Below are 22,809 nucleotides of genomic sequence, written 5' to 3' on the forward strand. Positions count from 1 at the left end.
TTCCCTCCGATGCGCCGGCGGTGCCAGCGTGTGAGCCATGACGACCGTACGAAGTGCCGCGGTTCAGCTCCGCGGAAGCAGCGGGCCGATCTGGGCCCGGGTCTACTGGCCGCCGGCGAGCGGCACGAGCCCGCCGCTGCTGGTGTTCTTCCCCGGCGCCGGCGATCCGGACACCGCGTGCCGGCAGCTGTGCCGGCGAGGCGGACTGGTGATCCTCGCCGGCCCGACCAGCCCGCAGTACGACGACGCCGTCGCCGACGCCAAGGCGATCGTCGGCTGGGCCGCGGACCATGCCGTCGAGCTGCAGGCCGATCCCGCCCGCCTGCTGGTCACCGGCGCCGGCGACGGCGCCCGGGTCGCGGCCGCGGTGACCCAGCTCGCGGCCGACGAGGGCTGGCCCGACCTGGTGCTGATGCCCGACCTGATCACGACTCTTGAAGGGACGAACCGATGAAGGCGACCAAACGAGAGTGGACGGGCCTGGCGGTCCTCGCCCTCCCGACGCTGTTGCTGTCGCTCGACGTGAGCGTGCTCTACCTGGCCCTGCCCAGTCTGAGCGCCGATCTCGGTGCGGACAGCACCGAGCAGCTGTGGATCCTGGACATCTACTCGTTCCTGCTGGCCGGGTTCCTGGTCACGATGGGAACACTCGGCGACCGGATCGGGCGGCGGAAGCTGCTGCTGATCGGCGGCGCCGCGTTCACGGTGGCGTCGGTCCTCGCGGCGTACTCGACCAGCCCCGAGATGCTGATCGCCAGCCGGGCGCTGCTCGGCGTCGCCGGGGCGACCTTGATGCCGTCGACGATGGCGTTGATCCGCAACATGTTCCACGACCCCGCCCAGCTCGCCCAGGCGATCGGCCTGTGGTTCAGCTGCTTCATGGTCGGCATGCTGATCGGCCCGGTGGTCGGCGGGTTGCTGCTCGAGCGGTTCTGGTGGGGTTCGGCGTTCCTGCTCGGCGTACCGGTGATGCTGCTGCTTCTGATCGCGGGTCCGCTGCTGCTCCCGGAGTACCGGGACACGGCGGCCGGCAAACTCGATCCGCTCAGTGTGGGGTTGTCGCTGGCAACGATCCTGCCGGTGATCTGGGGACTCAAGGAACTGGCCCGCCACGGCTGGGCAACCGCTCCGGTCGCTGCCGTCCTGGCCGGCCTGCTGATCGGCATCGGCTTCATCCGGCGCCAGCAACAGCTGGAGCATCCGTTGCTCGACCTGCAGCTGTTCCGGACGGCGAGGTTCAGCGCCGCCCTCGGGATCTCCGTCGCTGCCGGTGTGGTGATGGCGGGGATCTCGCTCCAGGCCGCGCTCTTCCTTCAGGTCGTCGAGGAACTGACTCCGTTCCAGGCCGGGCTCTGGTTGCTGCCGCAGAGCGTGGCGATGATCCTCGGCCTGTCGCTGGCGCCGCGGATCGCGCAACGGCTGCCGACGTCGACGACGGCCGCGATCGGCCTGGCGATCTCCGCGGCCGGCCTCGTGGTGGTCACCGGCGGTGGACTGGCCCTCCTGGTCACCGGCCTGACCCTGACCTCGTTCGGCATCGGGATGCCGATGGCTCTCACGATGAACCTCATGCTGGCCGCGGCTCCGCCGGAGCGGGCCGGGTCGGTGGCCTCACTGGCCGAGACCAGCGGCGAAGGCGGTGTCGCCCTGGGAGTCGCGCTGCTCGGCAGCCTGGGGACGGTGGTCTACCGCAGGCAACTCGACCTGCCGGCCACGCTGCCTGACGACATCGCCCGGCAGGCAACGGAGAGTGTCGGCGCCGCCCATCAACTCGGTTCCGACCTGGCGGTGGCCGCGAAGACGGCGTTCGTCAGTGGCCTGAACGTCGTCGCTGTCGTCGGCGCCGTCGCCTTCCTCGCCTGCGCACTACTGGCCGCGGTCGCCCTGAAGGCGGCTCCCGCCGAGGACAAGGTCACCGAGTCAGTGTGACCTCCGCGTCAGCCGCCGGTCGTCTCGGACGAGATGCCGGCGGCCTTCGCGTTCAGGTAGCGCTGTTCGGGGAGGCTGGTGGTACGGCGGGCGGCGGCCAGGTAGTGCTCTCGCGCCTTCGCCGGCGACCCTGCCCGTTCGTAGAGGTGCGCCCGGACGGCGTCCAACCGGTGGGTCTCGGTGACGTTCTTGTCGTCGTCCAGGGTGGCCAGCAGGTCGAGACCAGCTTGCGGGCCCTCGACCTGAGCCAGGGCGATCGCGCGGTTCAGCGTGACCATCGGGTTCGGCGCGAGCCTCTCCAGCAGCACGTAGAGCCCGAGGATCTCCCGCCAGTCGGTCTCCTCGGCGCTCGGCGCCTCGGCATGCACCGCCGCGATCGCCGCCTGCACCTGGTAAGGACCGACCTCACCCCGGGCCAGCGTCTCCAGGATCAGCGCGACACCCTCCTCGATCTGCTTGCGGTCCCAGCGGCTCCGGTCCTGCTCGTCGATCGGGATCAGACCGCCGTCGGCCGTCGTCCGCGCCGTACGGCGGGAGTCCGTCAGCAGCATCAACGCCAGCAGGCCCGCCACCTCGCCGTCGCCGGGCAGCGAGTCGTGCAGCATCCGGGTCAGCCGAATCGCCTCGGCGGTCAGCTCGACCCGCTGCAACGCCTCCCCCGAGCTGGCCGTGTAGCCCTCGTTGAAGATCAGGTACAGCACCTGCAGGACGACGCGCAGCCGGTCGGCCCGCTCCTCCTCCGGCGGCATCGCGAACCGGCTGCCGGCCGCCTTGATGCTCTTCTTCGCCCGGCTGATCCGCGGCGCCATCGTTGCCTCCGGCACCATGAACGCGCGGGCGATCTCGGCTGTCGTCAGACCACCGACCGCACGCAGCGTCAGCGCGACCTGCGAGGCCGGCGTGACAGCCGGATGACAACACAGGAAGAGCAGCGTGAGCGTGTCGTCGGCGTCCGGCGGCGCGTCCACATCGGCGCCTGGGGCAACGAGCTCCTCCGGCCCGGCCATCGCCGCGACGGTGTCCTCCCGGCGCCGCCGAGCGTTCTCGCTGCGGAACTGGTCGGTCAGCCGCCGGGTGGCGACCGTGATCAGCCAACCGCGCGGATTGGCCGGCACCCCATCGACCGGCCACTGCGTCGCAGCCGCCAGCAAAGCCTCCTGTACGGCGTCCTCGCACAGGTCGAACTGCCCGTGCCGCCGAGCCAGGAACCCCAGCACCTGCGGAGCCAGCTCCCGCAGCAACTCCTCGACACCAGCCATGTCAGCCCTCCGAAGGCGCCGGTGCGAGGATGCCGGACTCGAGCGTCTGCAGGACCACCGCCGGCCCCGTGAAGCGGGTCAGGTCGCCTTCGGTGATGCCTTCCCAGCCGATGTAGACCAGCCACCAGATCATCCGGCTGATCCAGGCCGGCGGCAGCGACTGCGCGAAGACTCCGTCGGCCTGCCCGCGGGCGATCAGGTGGTCGATCGGCTTGCCGACCTGTTCCAGACGGGCGAAGAAGTCCTGCACCCACTGCGCGACTTCCGGATAGGTGGTGTTGAAGCTCGGCTCGTTGTACAGGAAGAACAGCCGCGGGCCGAGGTCGAACCACCCGGTCATCAGCCGCTGCAGTGCCTCCCGCGCCGACCCCTGGTCGAGCTGGGCCTCCTGGATGGTCCGCTCGGTCTGTTCAAGGACGTCGTCGGCGAGCGCGCGGATCAGCGCCTCACGGTCCGGGAAGTACCGGTGCAGGGTGCTGCGCGCGACCTGCGCCTCGGTCGCGATGTCGCCCAGCGAGGCGGTCCGCCGCTTGGCGAACACCGCCACGGCGGCTTCCAGGATCGCCCGCCGCGTCCGGCTCCGGCTGCCCGACTCCACCCTGTCCGTCATGGGCTGCACTGTAGTCCTCTCGGGCCCTCAGGTTTAATAATAGGACACTGATGTCCGATTCTGCTACGCTGGCGTTCCAGAGCGAAGGGGGAGGAATGCAACGCTGGGAGAACGTGCGGACCCTGTGGTCGTTCGTCCGGCCGCACAAATCGACGTTGGCGATCGGGATGGTGCTGGGGCTGGGCACGACTGCTGCCTCGCTGGCGACGCCGATGGTGTCGAAGGCCGTCCTGGACGGCCTGGCCGCGTCGACGCCGATCACGTCGGCCGTGACGCTGCTCGTCGTACTGCTCGTGATCAGCTCCGGGCTCGGCCTGGTGCAGTGGATCCTGCTCGGCAAGATGGGTGAGCGGGTTGTGCTCTACGCGCGGAGCTCGATGGTGCGGCGGCTGTTCCGGGTGCGCGTCGGTGAGCTCGCGGGCCGCTCCCCCGGTGAACTCGTCACCCGGGTCACGTCCGACACGGTGCTGCTTCGCGAGGCTGCCGCATCGAGTCTGGTGCAGCTGGTCAACGGCGTGATCTCGCTGGTCGGCGCGCTGGTGCTGATGGCGATGCTGGACGGCGTGCTGCTGCTCACGACGCTGGCCGCGCTGGCCGCGGTCGGAATCATCGTGGCGTTGCTGATGCCGCCGATGGCCAAGGCTCAGGAGCAGGCGCAGGGTGCGGTCGGCCGGCTCGGCGGCGCACTGGAAGGAGCGCTGCGGGCGATCCGGACAGTCAAGGCCAGCCGGGCCGAGGCACGAGAGAGCGAGCGGGTCATCTCCGAGGCGACCGAGTCGGCCCGGCAGAGCGTCCGCGCGGTCCGCTACGAGGCCGTCGCCTGGACCGCGGCCGGCTTCGGGATCGGGTCCGCGACCCTGCTCATCCTCGGGATCGGCGCCTGGCGAGTGAGCGAGAACCTGCTGACCGTCTCCGCCCTGGTCGCGTTCCTGCTGTACACATTCCAGCTGATGGAGCCGGTCGGGACCCTGACCCAGACCGTGAGCGGCCTGCAGTCCGGCGTCGCCGCTGCGATGCGGATCCGCGAGGTCGACTCCTTCGAGATCGAACCCGCCGACACCAGCCCCGGCCGCACCGCCAACGTGCCATCGGCACTCACCTTCGAGAACGTCACCGCCCGCTACGCGCCCGGCGCCGCACCGGCGTTGCAGGACGTCAGCCTCACCATCCCCCGCCGCGGCCACACCGCGATCGTCGGTCCGTCCGGCGCGGGCAAGACCACGATGTTCTCGCTGCTGCTGCGCTTCCTGAACCCGGACTCCGGCCGCCTGGTGCTGGACGGCGTACCGCTGCCGGAGTGGTCGCTCGAGGATCTGCGCCGCCGGATCGTGTACGTCGAGCAGGACACTCCCCTCGTGCCCGGCACGCTCCGGGAGAACCTGCTCTACACCCACGAGGACGCCGGCGAGCCCGCGCTCTGGGAGGCGTTACGGGCAGTCCGGCTGGACGACCGGGTCCGCGAGTTGCCGGACGGCCTCGACACGGTGTTGTCCACTGCGGCGATCTCCGGCGGCGAGCGGCAGCGCATCGCCCTGGCCCGGGCGCTGGTCAGCGACCCCGAGATCCTGCTGCTCGACGAGGCGACCGCTCAGCTCGACGGCCTGACCGAGGCCGCCGTCCACGAGGTGATCGCGCGGATCGCCGGGACCGGCGCCGTCCTCACGATCGCCCACCGGCTGTCCACGGTCATCGACGCCGACCAGATCGTCGTCCTCGAGTCCGGCCGGGTCCGCGCCCGCGGCACCCACCAGGAGTTGCTCGCGACCGACGACCTGTACCGCGACCTGGTCGCCGCCCTCCGGATCGCCACTCAGGTGTAGGACCAGCCCGACCAGTTCTCCACCTGTACGGCGATCACCGGCCCGCGCGGCGGATCGGCGTCGTACTGCGGGTACTTCGCCTGCAGCAGGTCGACCGCCGCCGGCAGCGAAGGCAGCACTCGCGCGACCCCGTCGAGCCGCACCCACCACAGATGCGTCCAGTCCTCGTCGTACTCGTCGACGAGGACCGCGACCCGGTCGTTCTCCGCGATGTTCCGCAGCCGCCGCAGATCGGTCGTCGTCTTCGGCTTCTGGTCGACCCCGACGTACACCTCGTCCCCGTGCACCGCATAGGTCACCGGTACGACGTGCGGCCGCAGGTCAGCGCCCACGGTCGCCAACCGCCCGACCCGCGCCGCCGCGACCCGGGCCCTGCACGTCGCCTCATCCAACCGCACCCCCTGACCATAACCACCTGGGTCAGCACTCGGGGGCTTGAACAGCATCCAGTGGGCTACCACCTGAAATACCAGGTGGTTGCCCACCAGTTGTTGTCCAAGCCCCCGACTGTGGGAGGCAGCAGGTTGTGGTCGCGCTCAGCGTTGGAGTCGGCGGAGCGCGGCCGTCGGGAGGGTGCGGGTGAGCGGGCCGAGCACGGAGGCGTCGCGGAGGGCGGTCCGGGCCGCCAGGTGACCGCAGGCGCCGTGGACGCCGCCACCGGGGTGCACCGCGGAGCTGCCCAGGTAGAGCCCGGAGACGAACGTCCGCGGACTTCCCAGCCCGATGGTGGGACGGAAGATCAGCTGCTGCTGGAGTTGCATGGTGCCGCCACCCACCGCGCCGAGCCCGAGCGCGGCGTTACCGGCTTCGAGAGCGCTCGGGATCTGCACGTCCCGGTCGATGATCAGCTCGCCGAACCCGGGCGCGAACCGCTCCATCGCCCGCTCCATCCGGTTCGCCAACTTCGCCGCCGACTCGTCGTCGGCCACCCCGCGCGGCAGGTGCGCGTAGGCCCAGACCGCCTCGGTGCCCTCCGGCGACCGGGTCGGGTCCGACTTGGTGGTCTGCCCGATCAGCAGGAACGGCGTCGACGGCAGCCGGCCGGTGTCGAGGTCGGCGGACAGGTGGACGAGGTCGTCGGCGGTGCCGCCGAGGTGCACCACGCCCGCGGACCGCGCCTCGGGCGAGCGCCACGGGATCGGCCCGCTCAGCCGGAAGTTCAGCTTCACCGTCGGGTAGTCCCACTCGAACCGCTCGTCCAGGTCCCGCCGCAACCCGGCCGGGATCGTTGCACTCGGCAACAACGAGTCGTAGAGCGTCGGCGCGGAGGTGTCCGCGATCACCGCCCGGTTGACGACCACGGTCTCCCCGGCGGCCGTCCGTACGCCGGTCACCCGTCCGGACGACACCTCGATCGCCGAAACCGGCGTTCCACGGACGAGCAACGCACCGGCCCGTTCGGCCCGCCGGACCAGAGCGCCGGACAGCGAGCTCGATCCGCCGGCCGCGACCGGGTAGCCGACGTCCTGCGCGAGCATGACGAGCAGCCAGCCCATCGTGCCGCTGACGGCGCCGGACAGCGGTGCGTCGGCGTGCAGCGAGTTGCCCGCGATCAGCGCCGGACCGCGCGGTCCCTCGAACAGTTCCTGGCCCATCCGGTGCATCGGCATCGCCATGAACCGCGCGAACCGCAGCAACTCCCCCACCGACCCGAGCTTGCGGGCCAGCTTGATTCCCGGCACGACCGGCGGCCAGGTGGTGAGCAGGGACTTCAGCAGCGGCTCGCGGATGGTGACGTACTGCTGGTAGAGCCGCAGCCACGCGTCTCCGTCGCCCGGGTGGTCGGCACCGATCGACTTCGCGGTGTCCTCGGGGTCCGGGTGGATCGCGACCGAGGCGCCTTCCTCGTCGAGCAGGTGCACGAGGGGCAGCGGCGCGTGCGCCCAGCGCAGGCCGTGCTTCTCCAGCTCCAGCGCGCGCAGCACCGGCGAGGCCACGCCCAGTGGGTAGTTCGAGCTGAAACGATCACTGACCCAGCCGTCGCTCTCCGTCGACCGGACCGCGCCGCCGAAGGTCTCCTCGGCCTCCAGCACGAGCACGTCCCAGCCCGCGTCGGCGAGGGCGATCGCGCTCACCAGCCCATTCGGCCCGGACCCGATCACCACGGCGTCAACACTGCGCGGCAGCATGCCTACGACCTTAGCTCTGCCGCGACTCGATCTCTCGCATCAGGGTGCTCACTTCGCGGGCGCGCCCCACCATGGCCGGGTCGACCATCCGGCCGTCGGGGAGGACGATCACGCCGCCGGCCGACACGCCGGCCTTCTCGACGGCGGCGAGCAGGGCCTCGGCCTCGGCCACCTGGACGGCGGTGGGCGTGAAGCACTCGACGATCGTCGCGAGCTGCCGCGGGTGGATCGCCGTACGCCCGACGAACCCGAGCGCCCGGCCTTCCAGCGACGTCTCCCGCAGCCCGTCGAGGTCGTTCACGTGCGGGTACACCGACATCATCGGCGCTCCGAGCCCGGCGGCCCGGGAGGCGGCGACCAGCCGCCCGCGCGCCCAGGCCAGACCGGCCGGACCGTCCACGCCGAGCGAGCTCTGCAGATCCGCCTCGCCGAGCGCGATCGCGGCCACCCGCGAGTCGGCCGACGCGATCTCGAACGCCTTCTCCAGTCCGAGCGGTGACTCGATCAGCGCGGTGATCCTTGCCGACGGCACCTGTTCCAGCACGGCGTGCACATCGGCCGCGCTCTCCACCTTCGGCAGCCGGATCCGGATCCGCGGTAGGGCGGCCACCGCGGCCAGGTCGTCCTCGATCCACGGCGTGCCCGGCGCGTTGACCCGGACCTCCACCGGACCCGAGGCGTTCGCGGCGATCCAGGCCACCGCCCAGCCGCGGGCGTCCGCCTTGTCGTCGACCGGCACCGCGTCCTCGAGGTCGAACACCACCACATCGGGGCCCGCGGCAACCGCCTTCGCGAACCGATCGGGGCGGTTTGCCGGGACGTACAGCGCAGTGAGCACCTAGACCACGCCGGCTTCGCGCAGCGCCGCGAGCTGCTCGGGCGTCACGCCGATCTCGGCGAGCACCTCGTCGGTGTTCGCGCCGTGCGGCCGCCCGGCCCACCTGATCGACCCCGGCGACTCCGACAGCCGGAACAACACGTTCTGCATCTGCACCGGTCCCCCCAGTTCCTCGTCGTCCACGGCCACGATCGTCCGCAACGCGGCGTACTGCGGATCGGTCATGATGCCGCGGATGTCGTGCACCGGCCCGACCGCGGCCTCGGCCTTCTCGAACTCCGCCATCACCTCGTCCAGCGGCCGCTCGGCGATCCACGACCCGACCGCCTCGTCCAGCTCGTCCGCGTGCTGCGCGCGCTCCCGCCCGGTGGCGAACCAGGGCTGCGCCACCAGATCCGGCCGCCCGACCAGCGTCACCACCCGCTCGGCGATGCTCTGCGAACTGGTCGACACCGCGACCCACCGGCCGTCCGCGGTCCGGTAGACGTTGCGCGGCGCGTTGTTCGACGACCGGTTCCCCAGCCGCGGCTGAACGTACCCGGTCTGCTGGTACGCCGTGATCCCGCCGCCGAGCATCATCAGGATCGGCTCGATGATCGCCATGTCGATCACCTGCCCCTGACCGGACCGGTCCCGCTCGCGCAGCGCAACCATGACCGCGTACGCCGTCGCCAGCGCGGTGATCCCGTCCGCGAGCCCGAACGGCGGCAGCGTCGGCGGCCCGTCCGGCTCACCGGTCACCGCCGCGAACCCGCTCATCGCCTCGGCCAGCGACCCGAACCCGGGCCGGGTCGACCACGGCCCGACCTGCCCGAACGCCGTCACCCGCGCGATCACCAGCCGCGGGTTCGCCGCCAACAGCACGTCAGGGCCCAGCCCCCAGCGCTCCAGCGTCCCGGGCCGGAAGTTCTCGATCAGTACGTCGTTCTCCCGCACCAGGTCGAGGAACACGTCGCGGCCGCGGGACAGGTCGAGTGTCGCCAGCCGCTTGTTCCGGCCGAGCGTCTTGAACCACAGCCCGACGCCGTCCTTCGAGGCGCCGTGCGTCCGCGCCGCATCCGGCCGCGCCGGGTGCTCGATCTTCGTGACGTCGGCCCCGAAGTCACCCAGGAACGTCGCTGCCAGCGGCCCCGCGAACAGCGTCGCCGCCTCCAGCACCTTCACACCGTCGAGTGGAACAGTCCTCATCCTGCGATCCTGAAACCGATGGTCTCGGAGCGATCGAGACCACCACCGGTCAGCACCAGCTTGAAGCTCACCTCGGGTTCCTGCGGCCCGCCGTCGGCGTACCAGTCGGAGCCCTCAGCAACATAGTGCGACCCGCCCTTGAGGATGCAGAAGCGGCTGCGGCCGTCCCGGTGCTCGCTCTCGGTCAGGTTCCACACCAATGGCTCGGCCCGGGTGAACCCGTCCAGCCCGGCGGCGACCTGCCACTCGTCCTCGGTCGGCAACCGCCCACCCCGCCAGTCCGCGTAGGCGCGGGCGTCCGGCAGGTCGACGTACGTCACCGGCTGGTCCTCGGTCCCGGGCGCCGGCGCGCCGTCCACCCAGTGCTTCAGGAAGCGGTTCGGGATCCGCGGCCGGTAGCCGGTAGCGGCCAGGAACTCGGCGAAGTCACCGTTGGTCACCTCGGACACCGCGACCGAGATCCCGCTCAGCGACACCGAGCGGCTCACAGTCTGGATGTCGTGCAGCCGTGGCGGCAGCGGCTTCCACTCCTCCACGTACGGCGCTTGGTCGTACAGGCCGGTCTCCCGGCGCCGATGCCGGACGACAAGCTCCCGCTCCCCCGCCGGTACGACGACCACCGGGCCGAGATCCGCGTCGCCGGAGATCTCCGGGACCGGCTGACGCACGGCCGGCGCCATCGGGAACGCGGAGTCCTTGACGTGCGGCCGCGGCAACGTGCCGAGCCGTCGGGCCGTGGCCCGGCAGTTCGGTCCCGCGGTCGCGCCGACCCGGACGATGCCGGTGACACCACGCCCCGGCACAACCAGGTGGACCCCGTCGTCGTCGGCGGTGATCGGGACCCCGGAGGTCACGTCGTACCAGTCGCCGACCTGGTCCTCCGAGCGCAGCACGATGCCCTCGAAGTCCTCCTCGTCGCGGTTGATCAGCGTCCAGAAGGTGATGTCGGCCAGATCCCAGCGGGAACCGTAGACGCCGTGTTCACGCGCCTTGTCCGGGACCTCGGGCGTCAGCTGGATCCAGTCGCCGTTCAGCAGCACCGGCGCGAACGCCCGCTGCGCGGCGACCATCCGGCGCAGGGTCGCCCGGTCGCGCGCGTTCCAGCCGACCCAGGCCGAGAACACCGACTCCCAGACCAGCATGCCGACGCCGTTCACCCAGGCGGACTGCAGCTCGTCGCTGTGGTCGCGGTTCCAGCGGCGGGTGTGGTGCATCATGTGCCGGCGCTCGAACAGGTGCGCCCGCAGCACGCCGGGCGCCCGGGTGTCGGCGAACCACTGCGCCCAGGACAGCGCGTGGTCGCCGATCCTTGCCATCGGCAACCGCGACTCGCCTTCCAGGGCGATCGACGGGTTCGCCTTGCGCAGCGCGCGGGTGAGCGTCGGGTCGCCCTCCTTCAGCGTGTCCAGGAAGACGCCGTCGACGGCGTACTCGGTGACCAGCGCGGCGAACTCGTCGGCGTCGGAGCGCGCGGCCCGGCGGGTGCCGACGTCCCACGGGTTGTAGTCGAAGAACACCTTCAGCCCGAGCCGGTGCAGGTCGTCGACCAGCTCGCGCAGCTTCGGCACGTCGCGGTAGAAGTCGAACTGGTTGCGCGAGTCGATCCCGATCACCGGGTAGGCGTGCCACAGCACGATCGCGTCGTACCCGCCGAAGTCGTCGACACCGTGCTGGACGAACTTCTCCGGGGTGAACCTCCCGGTCCGGACGTCGTACAGCTGGTCGTCCCAGAGCCAGACGAGCGCCACCGAGTACGCCGTCTGGGTCCATTCCCGACCGGGCACCTCGTAGTGGGTGCCGTCGTACGGCGTCCGGTCGTACGCGCCGATCAACCACTCGGCGAGCTTGCCGCGCCACCGCGGCAGGTCGGCCGGGTCCTCCGGCGCGCCGAGGATCTTGGCGTCGTCGAGGTAGGCCAGGTCGGCCCGGAGCCCCAGATCGACCCTGGCGGGCAGATCGATGGGCCGCGGCTCGAGCGGATTCACAGGTACACCTCCGCATAACGCGCGTCGATTGCATCCCCGTGCGGCACCGAGGGAATCGCCCCCGCGGCCTGAACACTCAGTGAAGCAGCAACGTTAGCGCGTCGGACAGCATTCGTCAGGTCGCTTGCCGTGATCGCCTCGGTGGTTGACACGGCAGCCAATGCTGCCGCCAGCACACCGCAGAACGTGTCCCCCGCGGCCGTGGTGTCGACCACGTCGACCGGCACCCCGGGGACGGCGATCTCGTCGGCGCCGCGGGTCAGGATCAGCGCGCCGGCGCCGCCGAGCGTGACCACCGCGGCCGGCACCCGCTTGAGCAGCGCGGACCGGTCGGAGCCGGCGATCAGCTCGGCCTCGGTCTCGTTCACCACCAGCAGGTCGACGCCGGCGAGCAGCTCGTCGGACAGCTCGGCCGCCGGGGCGGCGTTGAGGATGAAGTACGAGCTCGCCGCGGCCGCCGCCTGGACGGTCGGGAACGGGATCTCCAGTTGGGAAAGCACGATTTTCGCCCTGCCCACGGCCCGGCTCGCGTCCTCGGACAGGGTCAGCTCGCCGTTCGCGCCCGGCGCGACCACGATCGAGTTCTCCCCGGAGTCGTCGACCGTGATGATCGCCGTCCCGGTCGGGGCCGTGCTCGACGGCGTGATCAGCGACAGGTCGACACCGGCGCCGGACAGCGCCTCGCGGAGGAGCTCGCCGGAGTCATCGACACCGAGTGAGGCAACGATTGCAGTTCGTGCACCCGCCCGCGCCGACGCGACCGCCTGGTTCGCCCCCTTGCCGCCCGGGCCACGGGTCATCTCCCCCGCGAGGACGGTTTCACCGGGGCGTGGGATCCGCTGGACCGGGAGCACCAGATCCACGTTCGCACTGCCTACGACGACAACGTCAGGCTCCACCCCGTGCCACCTCCACAGTCCTCGCAGCCAGCTCGTCGATCGCGATCTGGTTCATCCCCGGCAGGCTTGTGGCCACCCGGTTGTCCAGTGGTGCAGACCACTCTGCCGGAACGCCGCGGACAGCGCCAAACACCGCCCCGACCGTGGCGCCGACCGAGTCGGTGTCCCAACCACCCATCACCGCGCGACCGACCGCGTCGCCGAAGTCGGCGGCGGTCAGGGCGTACGCCGTCAGCGCCGTGTTGTTGACCGCGTGCACCCAGTGCAGGTCGCCGTACTCGGCGTGCAGAGCGTCGAGCGCCTCGTCCAGGCCCGTGTCCGCAAGCTCCAGCCCGAAGCGGACAGCTTGTGCGATTGCGCCGTCCTTGGCCACGACGTCGAGGCCGGCGACGGCCACCTCGCGTGGATCGTCCAGGACCACCGCGGCGGCCGACATCGCGGCGACCCACAGCGCGCCGTCGACGCCTGCGCCGGTGTGGCTCAGCCGGGCGTCCACGAGCGCGAGCCGGGCGGCCGCCGTCCGGTCGCCGGGGTGCGCCCAGCCGTAGGCGTCGGTCCGGATCTGGGCGCCGATCCACTCCCGGAACGGGTTGCCGACCACCGCGGCCCGGGCGGGCTCGACCCCTTCGAGAAGGTTGCGGTAGGCAACGCGCTCGGCGGTGAACACCCGGCCCGCGGGCAGGTCGTTCAGCCAGGCCAGCGCGACGTCCTCCGTGGTCAGCGCGGAGCCGTGCCGCTCCAGCAGCTGCAGCGCGAGGATGGCGAAGTTCAGGTCGTCGTCCTCGGGCATCCCGTCGATGTTCTCGCGCAGGCTGGTCGGCGTCGACCGCTTGTTCCACGGCCAGCGCCGCTGCACCTCGTCCGGCACGCCGATCGCGGTGATGTACTGCGTGAGCGGCCACTGGCCCGACGTCTCGAGGATCTCCCGGATCCCCTCCCGCGGGATCTTCTCCACCACCTTGCCGAGCAGGTTCCCGGCGGCGCGGCCGAGCCACGCGTTCAGGACCCGCGACTCGTCCGGCGTGCCGAGCACGGGCAGGTCGGGGATGTCCGGCTCGGGCCAGCCGGTCCACCGGCGGTCGAGCTCGTCCATCAGCTCACGGGCCAGCGACCGGAGCTCCGGCGACGCCGGTTCGTCCGACGCACCCGAGGCCGGGGCGTGCGTCGTACCGCCCGCGGCGAGCCAGCGCTCTTCGACGTCGGTGACGTCGACCCCCTCGGATCGCGATTGGACCAGTTGATGCGGCAGCAGGTCTTCGGGCTGCACCCAGGTCAGTCTCATCGGGCTACTTCCTTCCCCTGTTGCAGCAGGCGAAACGCGCACTGGTTCGCCGTCTCAGAACTGCCTGATACTCCGTCACATGCCCACCCGCCGTAGCTTTCTGACCGCGACCGGCGCGGCCGCCGCACTTGCCCTCACCGGTGACCTCCCCGGCCTCGGTCCAGTAGGAATACCGCACCGCACCGACAATCGCCCGCTGTTCACCCTGGGCGTCGCGTCGGGCGACCCGCTGCCGGACGCCGTGGTGATCTGGACACGCCTCGCACCGGGCCCGCTGGAGCCGTTCGGCGGGATGGACGACCGCACGGTGAACGTCGACTGGGAGGTCGCCGAGGACGAGACGTTCCGCAGAGTGGTACGACGCGGCACCGCGCACGCTCGGCCGGAGTACGCCCACACCGTGCATGTCGACGTACGCGGTCTGCGTCCGTGGCGGCACTACTTCTACCGCTTCCGCGCCAAGGGTCAACTCAGTCCGGTCGGTCGTACCCGGACCGCGCCCGCGCCGCAGGACCAGCCCGCGGTGACGATGGCGGTCGCGTCGTGCCAGGCCTTCTACGACGGCTACTACACGGCGTACCAGGACGTCGTACGGCGGGACCACGACGTGGTGCTGTTCCTCGGGGACTACATCTACGAGGTCGGTGTCGGCCCGACGGCCGGCGTCCGCAACCAGGCTGTGCCGGTCGACTTCGCCGGTGAGATCTTCACGCTGGACGAGTACCGGGCGCGCTACGCGCTGCACCGCACCGACCCCGACCTGCAGGCCGCGCACGCCGCGGCGCCCTGGGTGGTGACGCTCGACGACCACGAGGTCGAGGGCAACTGGGCCGACTACGTCTCCGAGGACGGCCTGCCGCACGACGAGTTCCTGGTACGGCGCGCCAACGGCTTCCGCGCGTACTGGGAACACATGCCGCTGCGCCTCGACCAGTCCGCCGACGGACCGTCCATCCGCCTGCACCGCCACCTCCGCTACGGCCGCACCGCGGACCTGAGCGTCCTGGACACGCGGCAGTTCCGCGACGACCAGACCGGAACCGGCGGCTGGCTGCCGCCGGACGACGTGTCCACGGATCCGTCCCGGACGATCACCGGCGACGCGCAGGAACACTGGCTGCTCGACACGCTCGGTCGGTCCAGCAGCCGATGGAACGTCGTCGCCCAGCAGGTCGCGATGGCTCAGCTCGACCGCAAGACCGGGCCGGACCTCGAACTGCCGATGGACACCTGGAGCGGGTACGCCGCCTCCCGCGACCGGGTGCTGTCCGGCGTCCGCGACCGGCGGGTGCGCAACTTCGTCGTCCTGACCGGAGACCTGCATCGCAGCGTCGCGTCCGACCTCCGCGTGAACTTCGCCGACCCGGCGAGCCCCGCGGTCGGCAGTGAGTTCGTCACCACGTCGATCTCGTCCGGCAAGGACGGTGCCGACGCCGACGCCACCGGCCGCGCGCTGCTCGCCGAGAACCCGCACGTCAAGTTCCAGAACGTCCAGCGCGGCTACCTGAGCTGCCGGCTGGACCGCAACCAGTGGACGTCGGAGTTCCGCATCGTCGACCGGGTCACCACCCCCGGCGGCACCGCGTCCACCCGAGCCACCCTGGTCGTCGAGGACGGCCGTCCCGGAACCCACCTGGCCTGAACGGACCCCGTCATGAACCGCGCCGCCCTGCTCCTTCTCCTGGTCCCGGCAGCCGCAGTTGCCGTCAGCAACAACAACGGCGTCGAGATCAGCGCCACACCACAACCCGTCGAGGTGGTGCCGCTGCCGTGCTTCCCGTCCGGCAAGCTCACCCTCGGCATGACCAACACCGGCCGCAAGCCGACCATCGCCGACATGCGGATCAGCAGCGATCCGGAGCTGACGCTGTCCCGCCACCAGTTCTCCAGCTACCTGCCGGTCGACCAACTGGTCAAGGCGCCGCTCGAGATCACCATCCCGCGCGGCACCGCGCCCGCGACGTACGACGTCAATCTCAGCGTCGGCCGCGAACACCTGCGCGTCCCCGTCACCGTCCAGGGGGTACCGCCGCGCGACAACCTGCTGCTCGGTGAGCAGGCAGTCGCCTCGTCCACGCACGGCAACATGCGGCTGTGCGGCGGCGTCGACGGCAACGCCGACTCCGAGCAGTGGGGCGCCAGCGGCTGGCACGACGCCACCAAGGGCGTCTTCCCCGACACGTACGGCGTCGACTTCGTCCAACCCGCGACCGTCGGCCGAGTCGTCCTGCAGACCCTTGACTCGACCCGCTATCCCGCTGCCGCGATGGGCATCCGCGACTTCGACATCCGGGTCCGCACTGCAGGTGCCTGGACCACCGTCGGCGAGGTGCGCGGCAACGTGCAGGGCCGCGTCACGGTGACCTTTCCGCCGCAAGCGGTCGACGCCGTCCAACTCGTCAGCCACGACTCCAACGACCACGGCTACTCGCGGATCGTGGAGCTGGAGGCCTCTGCCAACTGACATTCAGACCAGTGCGTCCAACACGGCCGTGCGCCGGGCCCAGCGCTTGGCGTCGGCCGCGCGGATGTCATCCGCCACCGAAGCCATCACCCGGCCGGGCCGCTCCAGGTCCGTCTTGCTCGCCTCGGCGACCTCGGTCGCCCAGTCCGCCGGCACGCCGGCCAGACCGTTCAGCGCGCCCGTGATCGCACCGGCCATCGACGCGATCGAGTCCGCGTCCCGGCCGTAGTTCGTGCCGCCGAGGACGGCACGCCGTACGTCGCCTCCGGAGACCAGGACGAACCCGAGCGCGACCGGAAGCTCCTCGATCGACTTCGTCCGGCTCGGCCGGCGGGCGTCCAGCGACTGGTCCCGGTAGTCCGGCCCGACCGTGTCGAACGGCTCGATCGCCTTGCGCAGCAGCGGAATCGCCTGCTCCCAGTCGATGATCCCGTCGGCCGCGTCGGCCACCGCCTCGACGGCCCTCCGAGTGCCGTCCTTGGCCAGGCTCAGCGCGGCGTCCACTGCCGACGCCGCGGTGGCGTCCGGAGCCATCGCGGCGGCGACGGCGGCCGCGAACACGCCGGCCGCCTCCCGCCCGTAACTCGACTGGTGGGCGCCGGCCACGTCGACCGCCTCGGCGTAGGCGCCCTCCGGGTCGCCGGCGTTCGCGATCCCGACCGGCGCCATGTACATCGCCGCGCCGCAGTTCACGATGTTGCCGACGCCGGCCTCGCGCGGGTCGACGTGCCCGTAGTGCAACCGGGTGACCAGCCACTTCTCGGCCAGGAACACCCGGTGCAGCAGCAGCGCGTCGGTCTCCAGCTCGGGCACCCAGCGGCGCCCGTTCAGCATCTTCGGCACCAGCAGGTCCGCGATCGCGTACGCGTCCAGGTGTGCCCGGCGCTCGTCGTACACCTCGACCAGCGCGTGCGTCATCAAGGTGTCGTCGGTGATGTGCCCGTCACCCTTGTGGTACGGCGCGATCGGGCGGGCGGTCCGCCACTCGTCGTACCAGGGCCCGACGATGCCGGTCACCCAGCCGCCGTGCCGCTCCCGGATCGCCTCCGGGGTCCAGCCCTCGACGGCGCCACCGATCGCGTCACCGACCGCGGCACCGACGAGGACTCCTGTCGCTTTCTCCTCCAAGAAGGACATCAGCTGTTGACCTGACCCCATCCGTCACTCAGTTTCTTGCCCAGCGTCGCCAGGTCGGTCTTGTTCGCCAGGTACTCCTGCAGCGCCGGCGTCGCGATCTGGTCCTTCCACTTCGGGTAGTTCTCCACGCTCTGGAACGGCGCCTTGGTCAGCTCGTTGCCGCCGGCCAACGTCTGCTCCCAGCCGTTCTTGCCACCGGTCGCCTTCAGGATCGCGTCCCGGGCCGCCTGCGTGGTCGGGATCAGCCAGTCACCCTGACCGACCGCCGCCAGGTTCTCGGCCTTCATGAAGTAGTCGATGAACCTGGCGGACTGCTCGATGTGCTTGCCCTCGGCCGGCACCGACAGCGTCTGCGGGTTCGCCGCCTGCTTCGTGCTGGTGCCCTTCAGCGGCGGCAGCACCTCCCACTGGAAGCCCTTCGGCGCCTGCTCGACCATCTGCTGCGCCGCGTAGTTGCCTCCGACAACCATTGCGTACTTGCCGGCGAAGAAGCCCGGCAGTACGTCGGAACCACTCTGGGTCAGCGAGGTCGGCTCGATCGACTTGTCGGTGTAGGCCATCGCGTGGATCCGCTTCGGCACCTCGAGCTCGGCGTCGCCGATCTTCGCCTTCGCGTCCCGGCCGGAGCCCTCGAAGAACTGCGCGTCGAAGTTCATGCCCAGGTTCAGCACGGTCGCGGTCGGGCTCTTCAGACCCCAGCCGAGGCCGAACTTGCCGCCGGTGGTCAGCTTCTTGGCGTCCGCCTGCAACTGGTCCCAGCTGAGCGAGTCACCGGTCGTCGCGATCCCGGCCTGCTTCAGCAGCGCGGAGTTGCCGAACACGACGTACGACTGCAGCAGCGTCGGCGCCGCGATGATCTTGCCGTCGCCGGTCTTCACGGTGTCCCAGACACCCTGCGGGACAGCGTCCTTCGTCTCCTGGCTCAGGTACGGCGACAGGTCGGCCAGGTACCCCTGGTTGGCGAAGCCGGTGATGTCGGCGGACTCGTCGTGGATGATGTCCGGCGCCGTACCGCCCTGGAACTGGGTGACCAGCTGGTCGTGCACCGAGTCCCAGCTGCCCTGGACGTACTCGACCTGGATGTTCGGGTTGGCGGCGTTCCAGTCCGCGACGATCTTCTTGGTCGCGGTGACGGTCGTCTTCTGGAAGGCGAGGCTCTGGAACTTCAGCGTCACCTTCTCGTTGGACGACCCGGAGTCCCCGGAGCCGTCGTCGCTGCTGCCACCGCAGGCCGCGAGCGTCACCAGCGCGCCCGCCGCGAGCAACGCGGTCAGTACCTTCTTCATTGCATCTCCTAACCCTTGACTGCGCCGCTCAACAGCCCGGACGTCAGCCGGCGTTGAAGGAAGGCGAAGAACACCAGACTTGGCACCGTCGCCAGCACGGACGCGGCGGCCAGTGGACCGAACTGCACCTGGCCCTCGGCGCCCACGAAGCGGGCGAGGACCAGCGGCAGCGTTTTGAGCTCCGGGTCCTGCAGCAGGACCAGAGCGAAGAAGAACTCGTTCCACGCCGAGATGAAGGTGAACATCGCGGTCGCGATCAGACCGGGCCGCAGCAGCGGCATCACGATCGACACGATCGTGCGCAGCCGGCCGGCGCCGTCCACCGACGCCGCCTCCTCCAGCTCCCGCGGCACGGCGGCGACGTACCCCTGCAGCATCCACAACGCGAACGGCAGCGACCAGACCATGTAGACGATCACCACGCCGGGGATCGTGTTGGTCAGGTGCAGCGGCCGCAGGATCATGAACAGCGGGATCACGATCAGGATCACCGGGAACACCTGGCTGACCAGGATCCAGCCGTTCGTGACCGGCCGCAGCCGGCTGCGGAACCGGGCCAGCGCGTACGCGACCGGCAACGACACGATCAGCACCAGGATCGTGCTCAGCACCGAGATCTGCAGGCTGTTGCCCATCGACCGGACCAGGCCCTGCTCCTCCAGCGCGTCGGTGTAGTTGGCGAAGTCGACGTTCTTCGGGAGCAGCGACGGCGTGATGCCGGCGAACTCCTGCGGCGACTTCAGCGAGCTGGAGATCAGCCAGAGCAGCGGGAAGCCGAGGAAGACCAGGTAGCAGGCGACGGCGACGTATTGCAGGAACCGCGCGGCCGGACGTGTTCTCATGCCTGGCTCCTCAACCGGTTCCGCAGGTAGAAGGCGAGGAACACGATGATGATCACGACCATCACGTCACCCATCGCCGCGGCCATCCCGAAGTTCCCGTACCGGAACGCCTCGTTGTAGGCGAACAGCATCGGCAGCATCGTCTTGCCGCCCGGACCGCCGGCGGTCAGCACGTAGACCAGGCCGAACGAGTTGAAGTTCCAGATCATGTCCAGGCTGGTGATCGCGACGATCACGGTCTTCAGCTGCGGCAGCGTGATGTTCCAGAACTGGCGCCACGCGCTCGCGCCGTCCACCGCGGCCGCCTCGTACAGCGAGCGATCGATGCCTTGCAGGCCGGCCAGCAGGGTGACCGTGGTCATCGGCATGCCGACCCAGATCCCGACCACGATCACGGCCGGCAGCGCCGTACTGAAGTCGCCGAGGAAGTTGATCGGCTGGTCGGTCAGGTGCAGGGTCTGCAGCACCTCGTTGACCGGGCCGTTGGTCGGGTGCAGCAGCAGCCGCCACATGATCGCGACGACCACCGGAGGCATCGCCCACGGGATCAGCGCGAGGGTCCGGGCGACGCCGCGGAACTTGATGTCGGTGTTGAGCAGCAGCGCGAGGCCGAGCGCGGCGACGAACTGCAGGATCGTCACCGACAGGGTCCAGATGATGCCGATCCGGAACGAGGACCAGAACAAGTCGTTTTGCAGCAGCTTGCCGAAGTTCTCGAAGCCGATGAAGTTCGTCTCGACGTTCAGGCCGGCGCGGGCGTCGGTGAAGCCGAGCGCGATCCCGCGGACCAGCGGGTACACGCTGAGCAGCAGCACCGGGAGCAGCGCCGGCAGGAAGAGAAAGATCGCCTCACGGTTCTGCTTCGGCCTGCCCGGCGTCTTCACTGGAGTAGGCGGCGGGGCCGTCACGGTCGCGGTCATGGGGCCTCCCGGCCTGGACTGAGGAGCGCAGGGAGCGAAGCGACCGGAGTGACGAGGGAAGGCCGGGAGTTCCAGCCCCATGACCCGCCGCGCCGGAGGCGTGGCATCAGCACCGTCATGGGGTGGACCTCCGCACGCTGAGAGACGGCTGTACGACGATTCGCCGTGGCGCCCGGCTGCTGTCCTCGATCCGGGCCAGCAGCAACTCGGCCGCCCGCCGCCCCCGCTCCGCCGACCCCAGGTTCACACTCGTCAACGGCGGAAAACTCTGCTCGGCCAACTCACTGTCGTCCATCCCCACCACAGCCACCTCCGCAGGAACCTGCAGCCCGTAGGCCGCGAGCTCGTGCATGACGCCGACCGCCAGCAGGTCGTTGGCACAGATCACTGCGCTGGGACGCTTCTGCGCGAAGAGCGTCTTCCCTGCGTCCCGTCCGGCGGCGAAGGTGAAGTCGGCGGCCTCGATCTCGCCCGCGGACCGCAACCCGAACTCCTTCATCGCATCGGCGAAGCCTTTCGCCCGCGCGGCACCGGGCACGGTGTCCGCCGGTCCGTTGACGAACGCGACCTGCTCCCGGCCCTTGGATTTCAGGTGTTCGACGGCCAGGGCGATGCCCTTCGGGGAGTTGGCTCGGACCGTGTCGACCCCGGCTTTGGCGGGCACGCTGCCGGCTACGACCACGGGGACTTCGCACTCGCGGATGGACTTGACGAGGTCTTCGTCGACACGGAGCGGGCTGATGACCAGGCCGTCGGCGTACCCCCGCGCCATCCCGCGGACCAGCGCGACCTCGTCGACCACGTCCGGGCCGGTCGTCGTCACCACCAGGCGGTAGCCGGCCGCCGAGACGACCTCCTCGACCGCGCGCATCATCGTCACGTACACCGGGTTGCCGACGTCCGCGACGGCCAGCGTGAGTTGGAACGTCCGGCCGACCTTGAGCGACCGGGCCCGCGCGTCCGGCACGTACCCGAGCTCCTGGACCGCCCGCTGCACCCGCTCGACCATCTCCTCGGTGGCCGGCAGCCCGTTCAGCACACGCGACACCGACGCCACCGAGACCCCGGCCGCCCGGGCCACCCCAGCGATCGTCGGACGACTCACGCCGGCCTCCTGTAATCGTTCTTGTAATCGTTTACAGATCAGACATTAAAACGCCCGGCCGAGAACCGTCAACACCAGGGAAGGTCCCGCTACAAGGCGAAACCGGACCGTGACCGTTCAGGTCACGATCCGGTTCGCTGGTGTGTGCCTAGTCCCGGTACAGGAGCCAGGCGTCGGCCATGCGTTGGGACTGGCCGGGGGTGAACTCGGTGTAGCAGGAGTCGTAGGAGTAGTCCATGTAGTTGTGGATCGGGTCCAGGCCGGGTGCCTTGCAGGTGTCCTTGCCCGCCGGGCATCCGCTGGTCGGGGTCTTCTGCGCCGGGGTGTCGTCCACGTAGTCGCCGTGTGCGCTGCAGCCGCCGTAGAAGGTGTGCTCGAGGTTGAGCCAGTGGCCCACCTCGTGCGTCCCGGTCTCACCCTGGTCGTAGCGCCCCGCGTACGTCGTCGACGTACCCGGCAGGGACTCCCAGTCGACGACGACACCGTCGAGATAGGCCTGCCCGGGCTTCGTCACGATGTCCGGAAGGTACGCCCAGCCGAGGTAGGCGCCCGCGGTCGTCGAGTAGAAGTTCAGGTCGCCCGGTCCACCGGTGTGCAGCGCCCGCTTCATGCTGTGCTCGTTCGTGCCGCCCGGGTTCGCGGCGAACCAGGCCGCGTTGTCGGTCCGGGTCACCCCGGCGAGCCGGAAGCTGAAGCCGCTGTTGTCGCCGCCTTCGCCACCCGCGAAGGTGTTGTTCAGCACGTTGATCTGCGCGTCGATCTGCGCGGTCGTCAACGCGCCGACCGCTCCGTCGGTGACGACGTGGAAGTACACCGGGATCGTCGCCTTGAAGTTCGCACCGGCCTTGCCCTTCGCCGCGGCCGGCAGGTCCTGGTGCGGCTGCCCGAGATCCGGCTCGCGGGCCGGTCCGCCGCGTGCCTCGGCGGCGCCCGGATCACACCCGATGAGCCATTCGTTACCTTCGGCAACCACCTGGCTCTGCGCCGCGGTCGTTCCCGACCCCACCATCAGCGCCACGGCGACCACGCTGAACGTCTTTCTCCACCGCACAATGCCTCACCACCTCGGACCGGAGCCATCCCCGCCAGTTCCGAGGTAAGCACTCAGCGGACGAG

20 protein-coding genes are annotated in these 22,809 nt (G+C 70.4%); 5 read left to right on the forward strand and 15 right to left on the reverse strand.

All coding sequences use genetic code 11. The features are described from left to right. The first annotated feature begins 37 nt into the window (after positions 1-37). On the forward strand, positions 38-454 hold the full coding sequence (locus tag ACWCOV_RS29140; RefSeq protein ID WP_449832514.1) for an alpha/beta hydrolase: 417 nt from the start codon (positions 38-40) through the stop codon (positions 452-454). Continuing rightward, positions 451-1,929, forward strand: coding sequence for an MFS transporter (locus ACWCOV_RS29145; protein WP_449832515.1), 1,479 nt, complete (start codon positions 451-453; stop codon positions 1,927-1,929). The genes ACWCOV_RS29140 and ACWCOV_RS29145 overlap by 4 nt, the downstream gene beginning before the upstream one ends. 8 nt (positions 1,930-1,937) lie before the next feature. Here ACWCOV_RS29145 and ACWCOV_RS29150 read toward each other — a convergent pair whose 3' ends face one another. Then, positions 1,938-3,188, reverse strand: a complete 1,251-nt coding sequence (locus ACWCOV_RS29150; protein ID WP_449832516.1) for an RNA polymerase sigma factor — start codon at positions 3,186-3,188, stop codon at positions 1,938-1,940. A gap of 1 nt (position 3,189) precedes the next feature. After that, on the reverse strand, positions 3,190-3,798 hold the full coding sequence (locus tag ACWCOV_RS29155; protein ID WP_449832517.1) for a TetR/AcrR family transcriptional regulator: 609 nt from the start codon (positions 3,796-3,798) through the stop codon (positions 3,190-3,192). 50 nt (positions 3,799-3,848) lie between these two features. Between ACWCOV_RS29155 and ACWCOV_RS29160 the strand changes: the two genes are divergently transcribed. Continuing rightward, entirely contained in the window at positions 3,849-5,618 is a 1,770-nt protein-coding gene (locus tag ACWCOV_RS29160) for an ABC transporter ATP-binding protein (protein ID WP_449832518.1), read from the forward strand. Here ACWCOV_RS29160 and ACWCOV_RS29165 read toward each other — a convergent pair. From ACWCOV_RS29165 to ACWCOV_RS29195, 7 genes are all read right to left on the reverse strand, one after another. Beyond that, complete coding sequence (locus tag ACWCOV_RS29165) at positions 5,609-6,016, reverse strand: TIGR03668 family PPOX class F420-dependent oxidoreductase (RefSeq protein ID WP_449832519.1); 408 nt, start codon at positions 6,014-6,016, stop codon at positions 5,609-5,611. The two genes, ACWCOV_RS29160 and ACWCOV_RS29165, sit on opposite strands and share 10 nt — an antisense overlap. Positions 6,017-6,154: 138 nt before the next feature. Beyond that, positions 6,155-7,747: a phytoene desaturase family protein gene (locus ACWCOV_RS29170; RefSeq protein ID WP_449832520.1), complete on the reverse strand. Its 1,593-nt coding sequence runs from the start codon at positions 7,745-7,747 to the stop codon at positions 6,155-6,157. Positions 7,748-7,757: 10 nt separating this feature from the next. Further along, a complete protein-coding gene (locus ACWCOV_RS29175) occupies positions 7,758-8,585 on the reverse strand; it encodes an HpcH/HpaI aldolase/citrate lyase family protein (protein WP_449832521.1) in 828 nt (275 codons plus the stop codon). Continuing rightward, positions 8,586-9,773, reverse strand: coding sequence for a CaiB/BaiF CoA transferase family protein (locus tag ACWCOV_RS29180; RefSeq protein WP_449832522.1), 1,188 nt, complete (start codon positions 9,771-9,773; stop codon positions 8,586-8,588). Then, positions 9,770-11,758 carry an SUMF1/EgtB/PvdO family nonheme iron enzyme gene (locus ACWCOV_RS29185; protein ID WP_449832523.1) on the reverse strand — a complete coding sequence of 663 codons (1,989 nt, stop codon included), beginning with the start codon at positions 11,756-11,758 and terminating at the stop codon, positions 9,770-9,772. Before ACWCOV_RS29185 ends, ACWCOV_RS29180 begins: the two co-directional genes overlap by 4 nt. After that, a complete protein-coding gene (locus ACWCOV_RS29190; protein WP_449832524.1) occupies positions 11,755-12,657 on the reverse strand; it encodes a ribokinase in 903 nt (300 codons plus the stop codon). Before ACWCOV_RS29190 ends, ACWCOV_RS29185 begins: the two co-directional genes overlap by 4 nt. After that, positions 12,647-13,939, reverse strand: coding sequence for an ADP-ribosylglycohydrolase family protein (locus ACWCOV_RS29195; RefSeq protein ID WP_449832525.1), 1,293 nt, complete (start codon positions 13,937-13,939; stop codon positions 12,647-12,649). Before ACWCOV_RS29195 ends, ACWCOV_RS29190 begins: the two co-directional genes overlap by 11 nt. A gap of 79 nt (positions 13,940-14,018) precedes the next feature. Between ACWCOV_RS29195 and ACWCOV_RS29200 the strand changes: the two genes are divergently transcribed. Together ACWCOV_RS29200 and ACWCOV_RS29205 are read left to right on the forward strand one after the other, a co-directional pair. Then, positions 14,019-15,581, forward strand: a complete 1,563-nt coding sequence (locus ACWCOV_RS29200; RefSeq protein WP_449832526.1) for an alkaline phosphatase D family protein — start codon at positions 14,019-14,021, stop codon at positions 15,579-15,581. A 12-nt stretch (positions 15,582-15,593) separates the two neighbouring features. Next, positions 15,594-16,403 carry a galactose-binding domain-containing protein gene (locus tag ACWCOV_RS29205; protein WP_449832527.1) on the forward strand — a complete coding sequence of 270 codons (810 nt, stop codon included), beginning with the start codon at positions 15,594-15,596 and terminating at the stop codon, positions 16,401-16,403. A 3-nt stretch (positions 16,404-16,406) separates the two neighbouring features. On the opposite strand, the gene ACWCOV_RS29210 is transcribed toward ACWCOV_RS29205, so the two are convergent. The 6 genes from ACWCOV_RS29210 to ACWCOV_RS29235 all read right to left on the reverse strand — a co-directional run bounded on the left by ACWCOV_RS29210 (position 16,407) and on the right by ACWCOV_RS29235 (position 22,744). Continuing rightward, a complete protein-coding gene (locus ACWCOV_RS29210) occupies positions 16,407-17,540 on the reverse strand; it encodes an ADP-ribosylglycohydrolase family protein (RefSeq protein ID WP_449832528.1) in 1,134 nt (377 codons plus the stop codon). Beyond that, positions 17,540-18,826, reverse strand: coding sequence for an extracellular solute-binding protein (locus ACWCOV_RS29215; RefSeq protein WP_449832529.1), 1,287 nt, complete (start codon positions 18,824-18,826; stop codon positions 17,540-17,542). Before ACWCOV_RS29215 ends, ACWCOV_RS29210 begins: the two co-directional genes overlap by 1 nt. Before the next feature lie 8 nt (positions 18,827-18,834). Continuing rightward, positions 18,835-19,668 (reverse strand): carbohydrate ABC transporter permease, encoded by an 834-nt coding sequence (locus ACWCOV_RS29220; protein ID WP_449832530.1) that lies wholly within the window; start codon positions 19,666-19,668, stop codon positions 18,835-18,837. Beyond that, complete coding sequence (locus ACWCOV_RS29225; protein WP_449832531.1) at positions 19,665-20,588, reverse strand: carbohydrate ABC transporter permease; 924 nt, start codon at positions 20,586-20,588, stop codon at positions 19,665-19,667. Before ACWCOV_RS29225 ends, ACWCOV_RS29220 begins: the two co-directional genes overlap by 4 nt. 115 nt (positions 20,589-20,703) lie before the next feature. Then, the gene (locus tag ACWCOV_RS29230; protein ID WP_449832532.1) at positions 20,704-21,693 is read right to left on the reverse strand and encodes a LacI family DNA-binding transcriptional regulator; all 990 of its coding nucleotides are present in this window, start codon (positions 21,691-21,693) and stop codon (positions 20,704-20,706) included. Between the two features lie 148 nt (positions 21,694-21,841). Then, the gene (locus ACWCOV_RS29235; RefSeq protein WP_449832533.1) at positions 21,842-22,744 is read right to left on the reverse strand and encodes a zinc metalloprotease; all 903 of its coding nucleotides are present in this window, start codon (positions 22,742-22,744) and stop codon (positions 21,842-21,844) included. Positions 22,745-22,809: the final 65 nt, after the last annotated feature.

Source organism: Kribbella sp. NPDC002412 (assembly GCF_053592935.1).

Coding starts and splice junctions, on each gene's coding strand:
- ACWCOV_RS29155 (WP_449832517.1), bottom strand. CDS start 3,798: ATGACGGACAGGGTGGAGTCGGGCAGCCGGAGCCGGACGCGGCGGGCG.
- ACWCOV_RS29215 (WP_449832529.1), bottom strand. CDS start 18,826: ATGAAGAAGGTACTGACCGCGTTGCTCGCGGCGGGCGCGCTGGTGACG.
- ACWCOV_RS29160 (WP_449832518.1), top strand. CDS start 3,849: ATGTCCGATTCTGCTACGCTGGCGTTCCAGAGCGAAGGGGGAGGAATG.
- ACWCOV_RS29145 (WP_449832515.1), top strand. CDS start 451: ATGAAGGCGACCAAACGAGAGTGGACGGGCCTGGCGGTCCTCGCCCTC.
- ACWCOV_RS29210 (WP_449832528.1), bottom strand. CDS start 17,540: ATGTCCTTCTTGGAGGAGAAAGCGACAGGAGTCCTCGTCGGTGCCGCG.
- ACWCOV_RS29150 (WP_449832516.1), bottom strand. CDS start 3,188: ATGGCTGGTGTCGAGGAGTTGCTGCGGGAGCTGGCTCCGCAGGTGCTG.
- ACWCOV_RS29195 (WP_449832525.1), bottom strand. CDS start 13,939: ATGAGACTGACCTGGGTGCAGCCCGAAGACCTGCTGCCGCATCAACTG.
- ACWCOV_RS29200 (WP_449832526.1), top strand. CDS start 14,019: ATGCCCACCCGCCGTAGCTTTCTGACCGCGACCGGCGCGGCCGCCGCA.
- ACWCOV_RS29180 (WP_449832522.1), bottom strand. CDS start 9,773: ATGAGGACTGTTCCACTCGACGGTGTGAAGGTGCTGGAGGCGGCGACG.
- ACWCOV_RS29205 (WP_449832527.1), top strand. CDS start 15,594: ATGAACCGCGCCGCCCTGCTCCTTCTCCTGGTCCCGGCAGCCGCAGTT.
- ACWCOV_RS29140 (WP_449832514.1), top strand. CDS start 38: ATGACGACCGTACGAAGTGCCGCGGTTCAGCTCCGCGGAAGCAGCGGG.
- ACWCOV_RS29170 (WP_449832520.1), bottom strand. CDS start 7,747: ATGCTGCCGCGCAGTGTTGACGCCGTGGTGATCGGGTCCGGGCCGAAT.
- ACWCOV_RS29225 (WP_449832531.1), bottom strand. CDS start 20,588: ATGACCGCGACCGTGACGGCCCCGCCGCCTACTCCAGTGAAGACGCCG.
- ACWCOV_RS29220 (WP_449832530.1), bottom strand. CDS start 19,668: ATGAGAACACGTCCGGCCGCGCGGTTCCTGCAATACGTCGCCGTCGCC.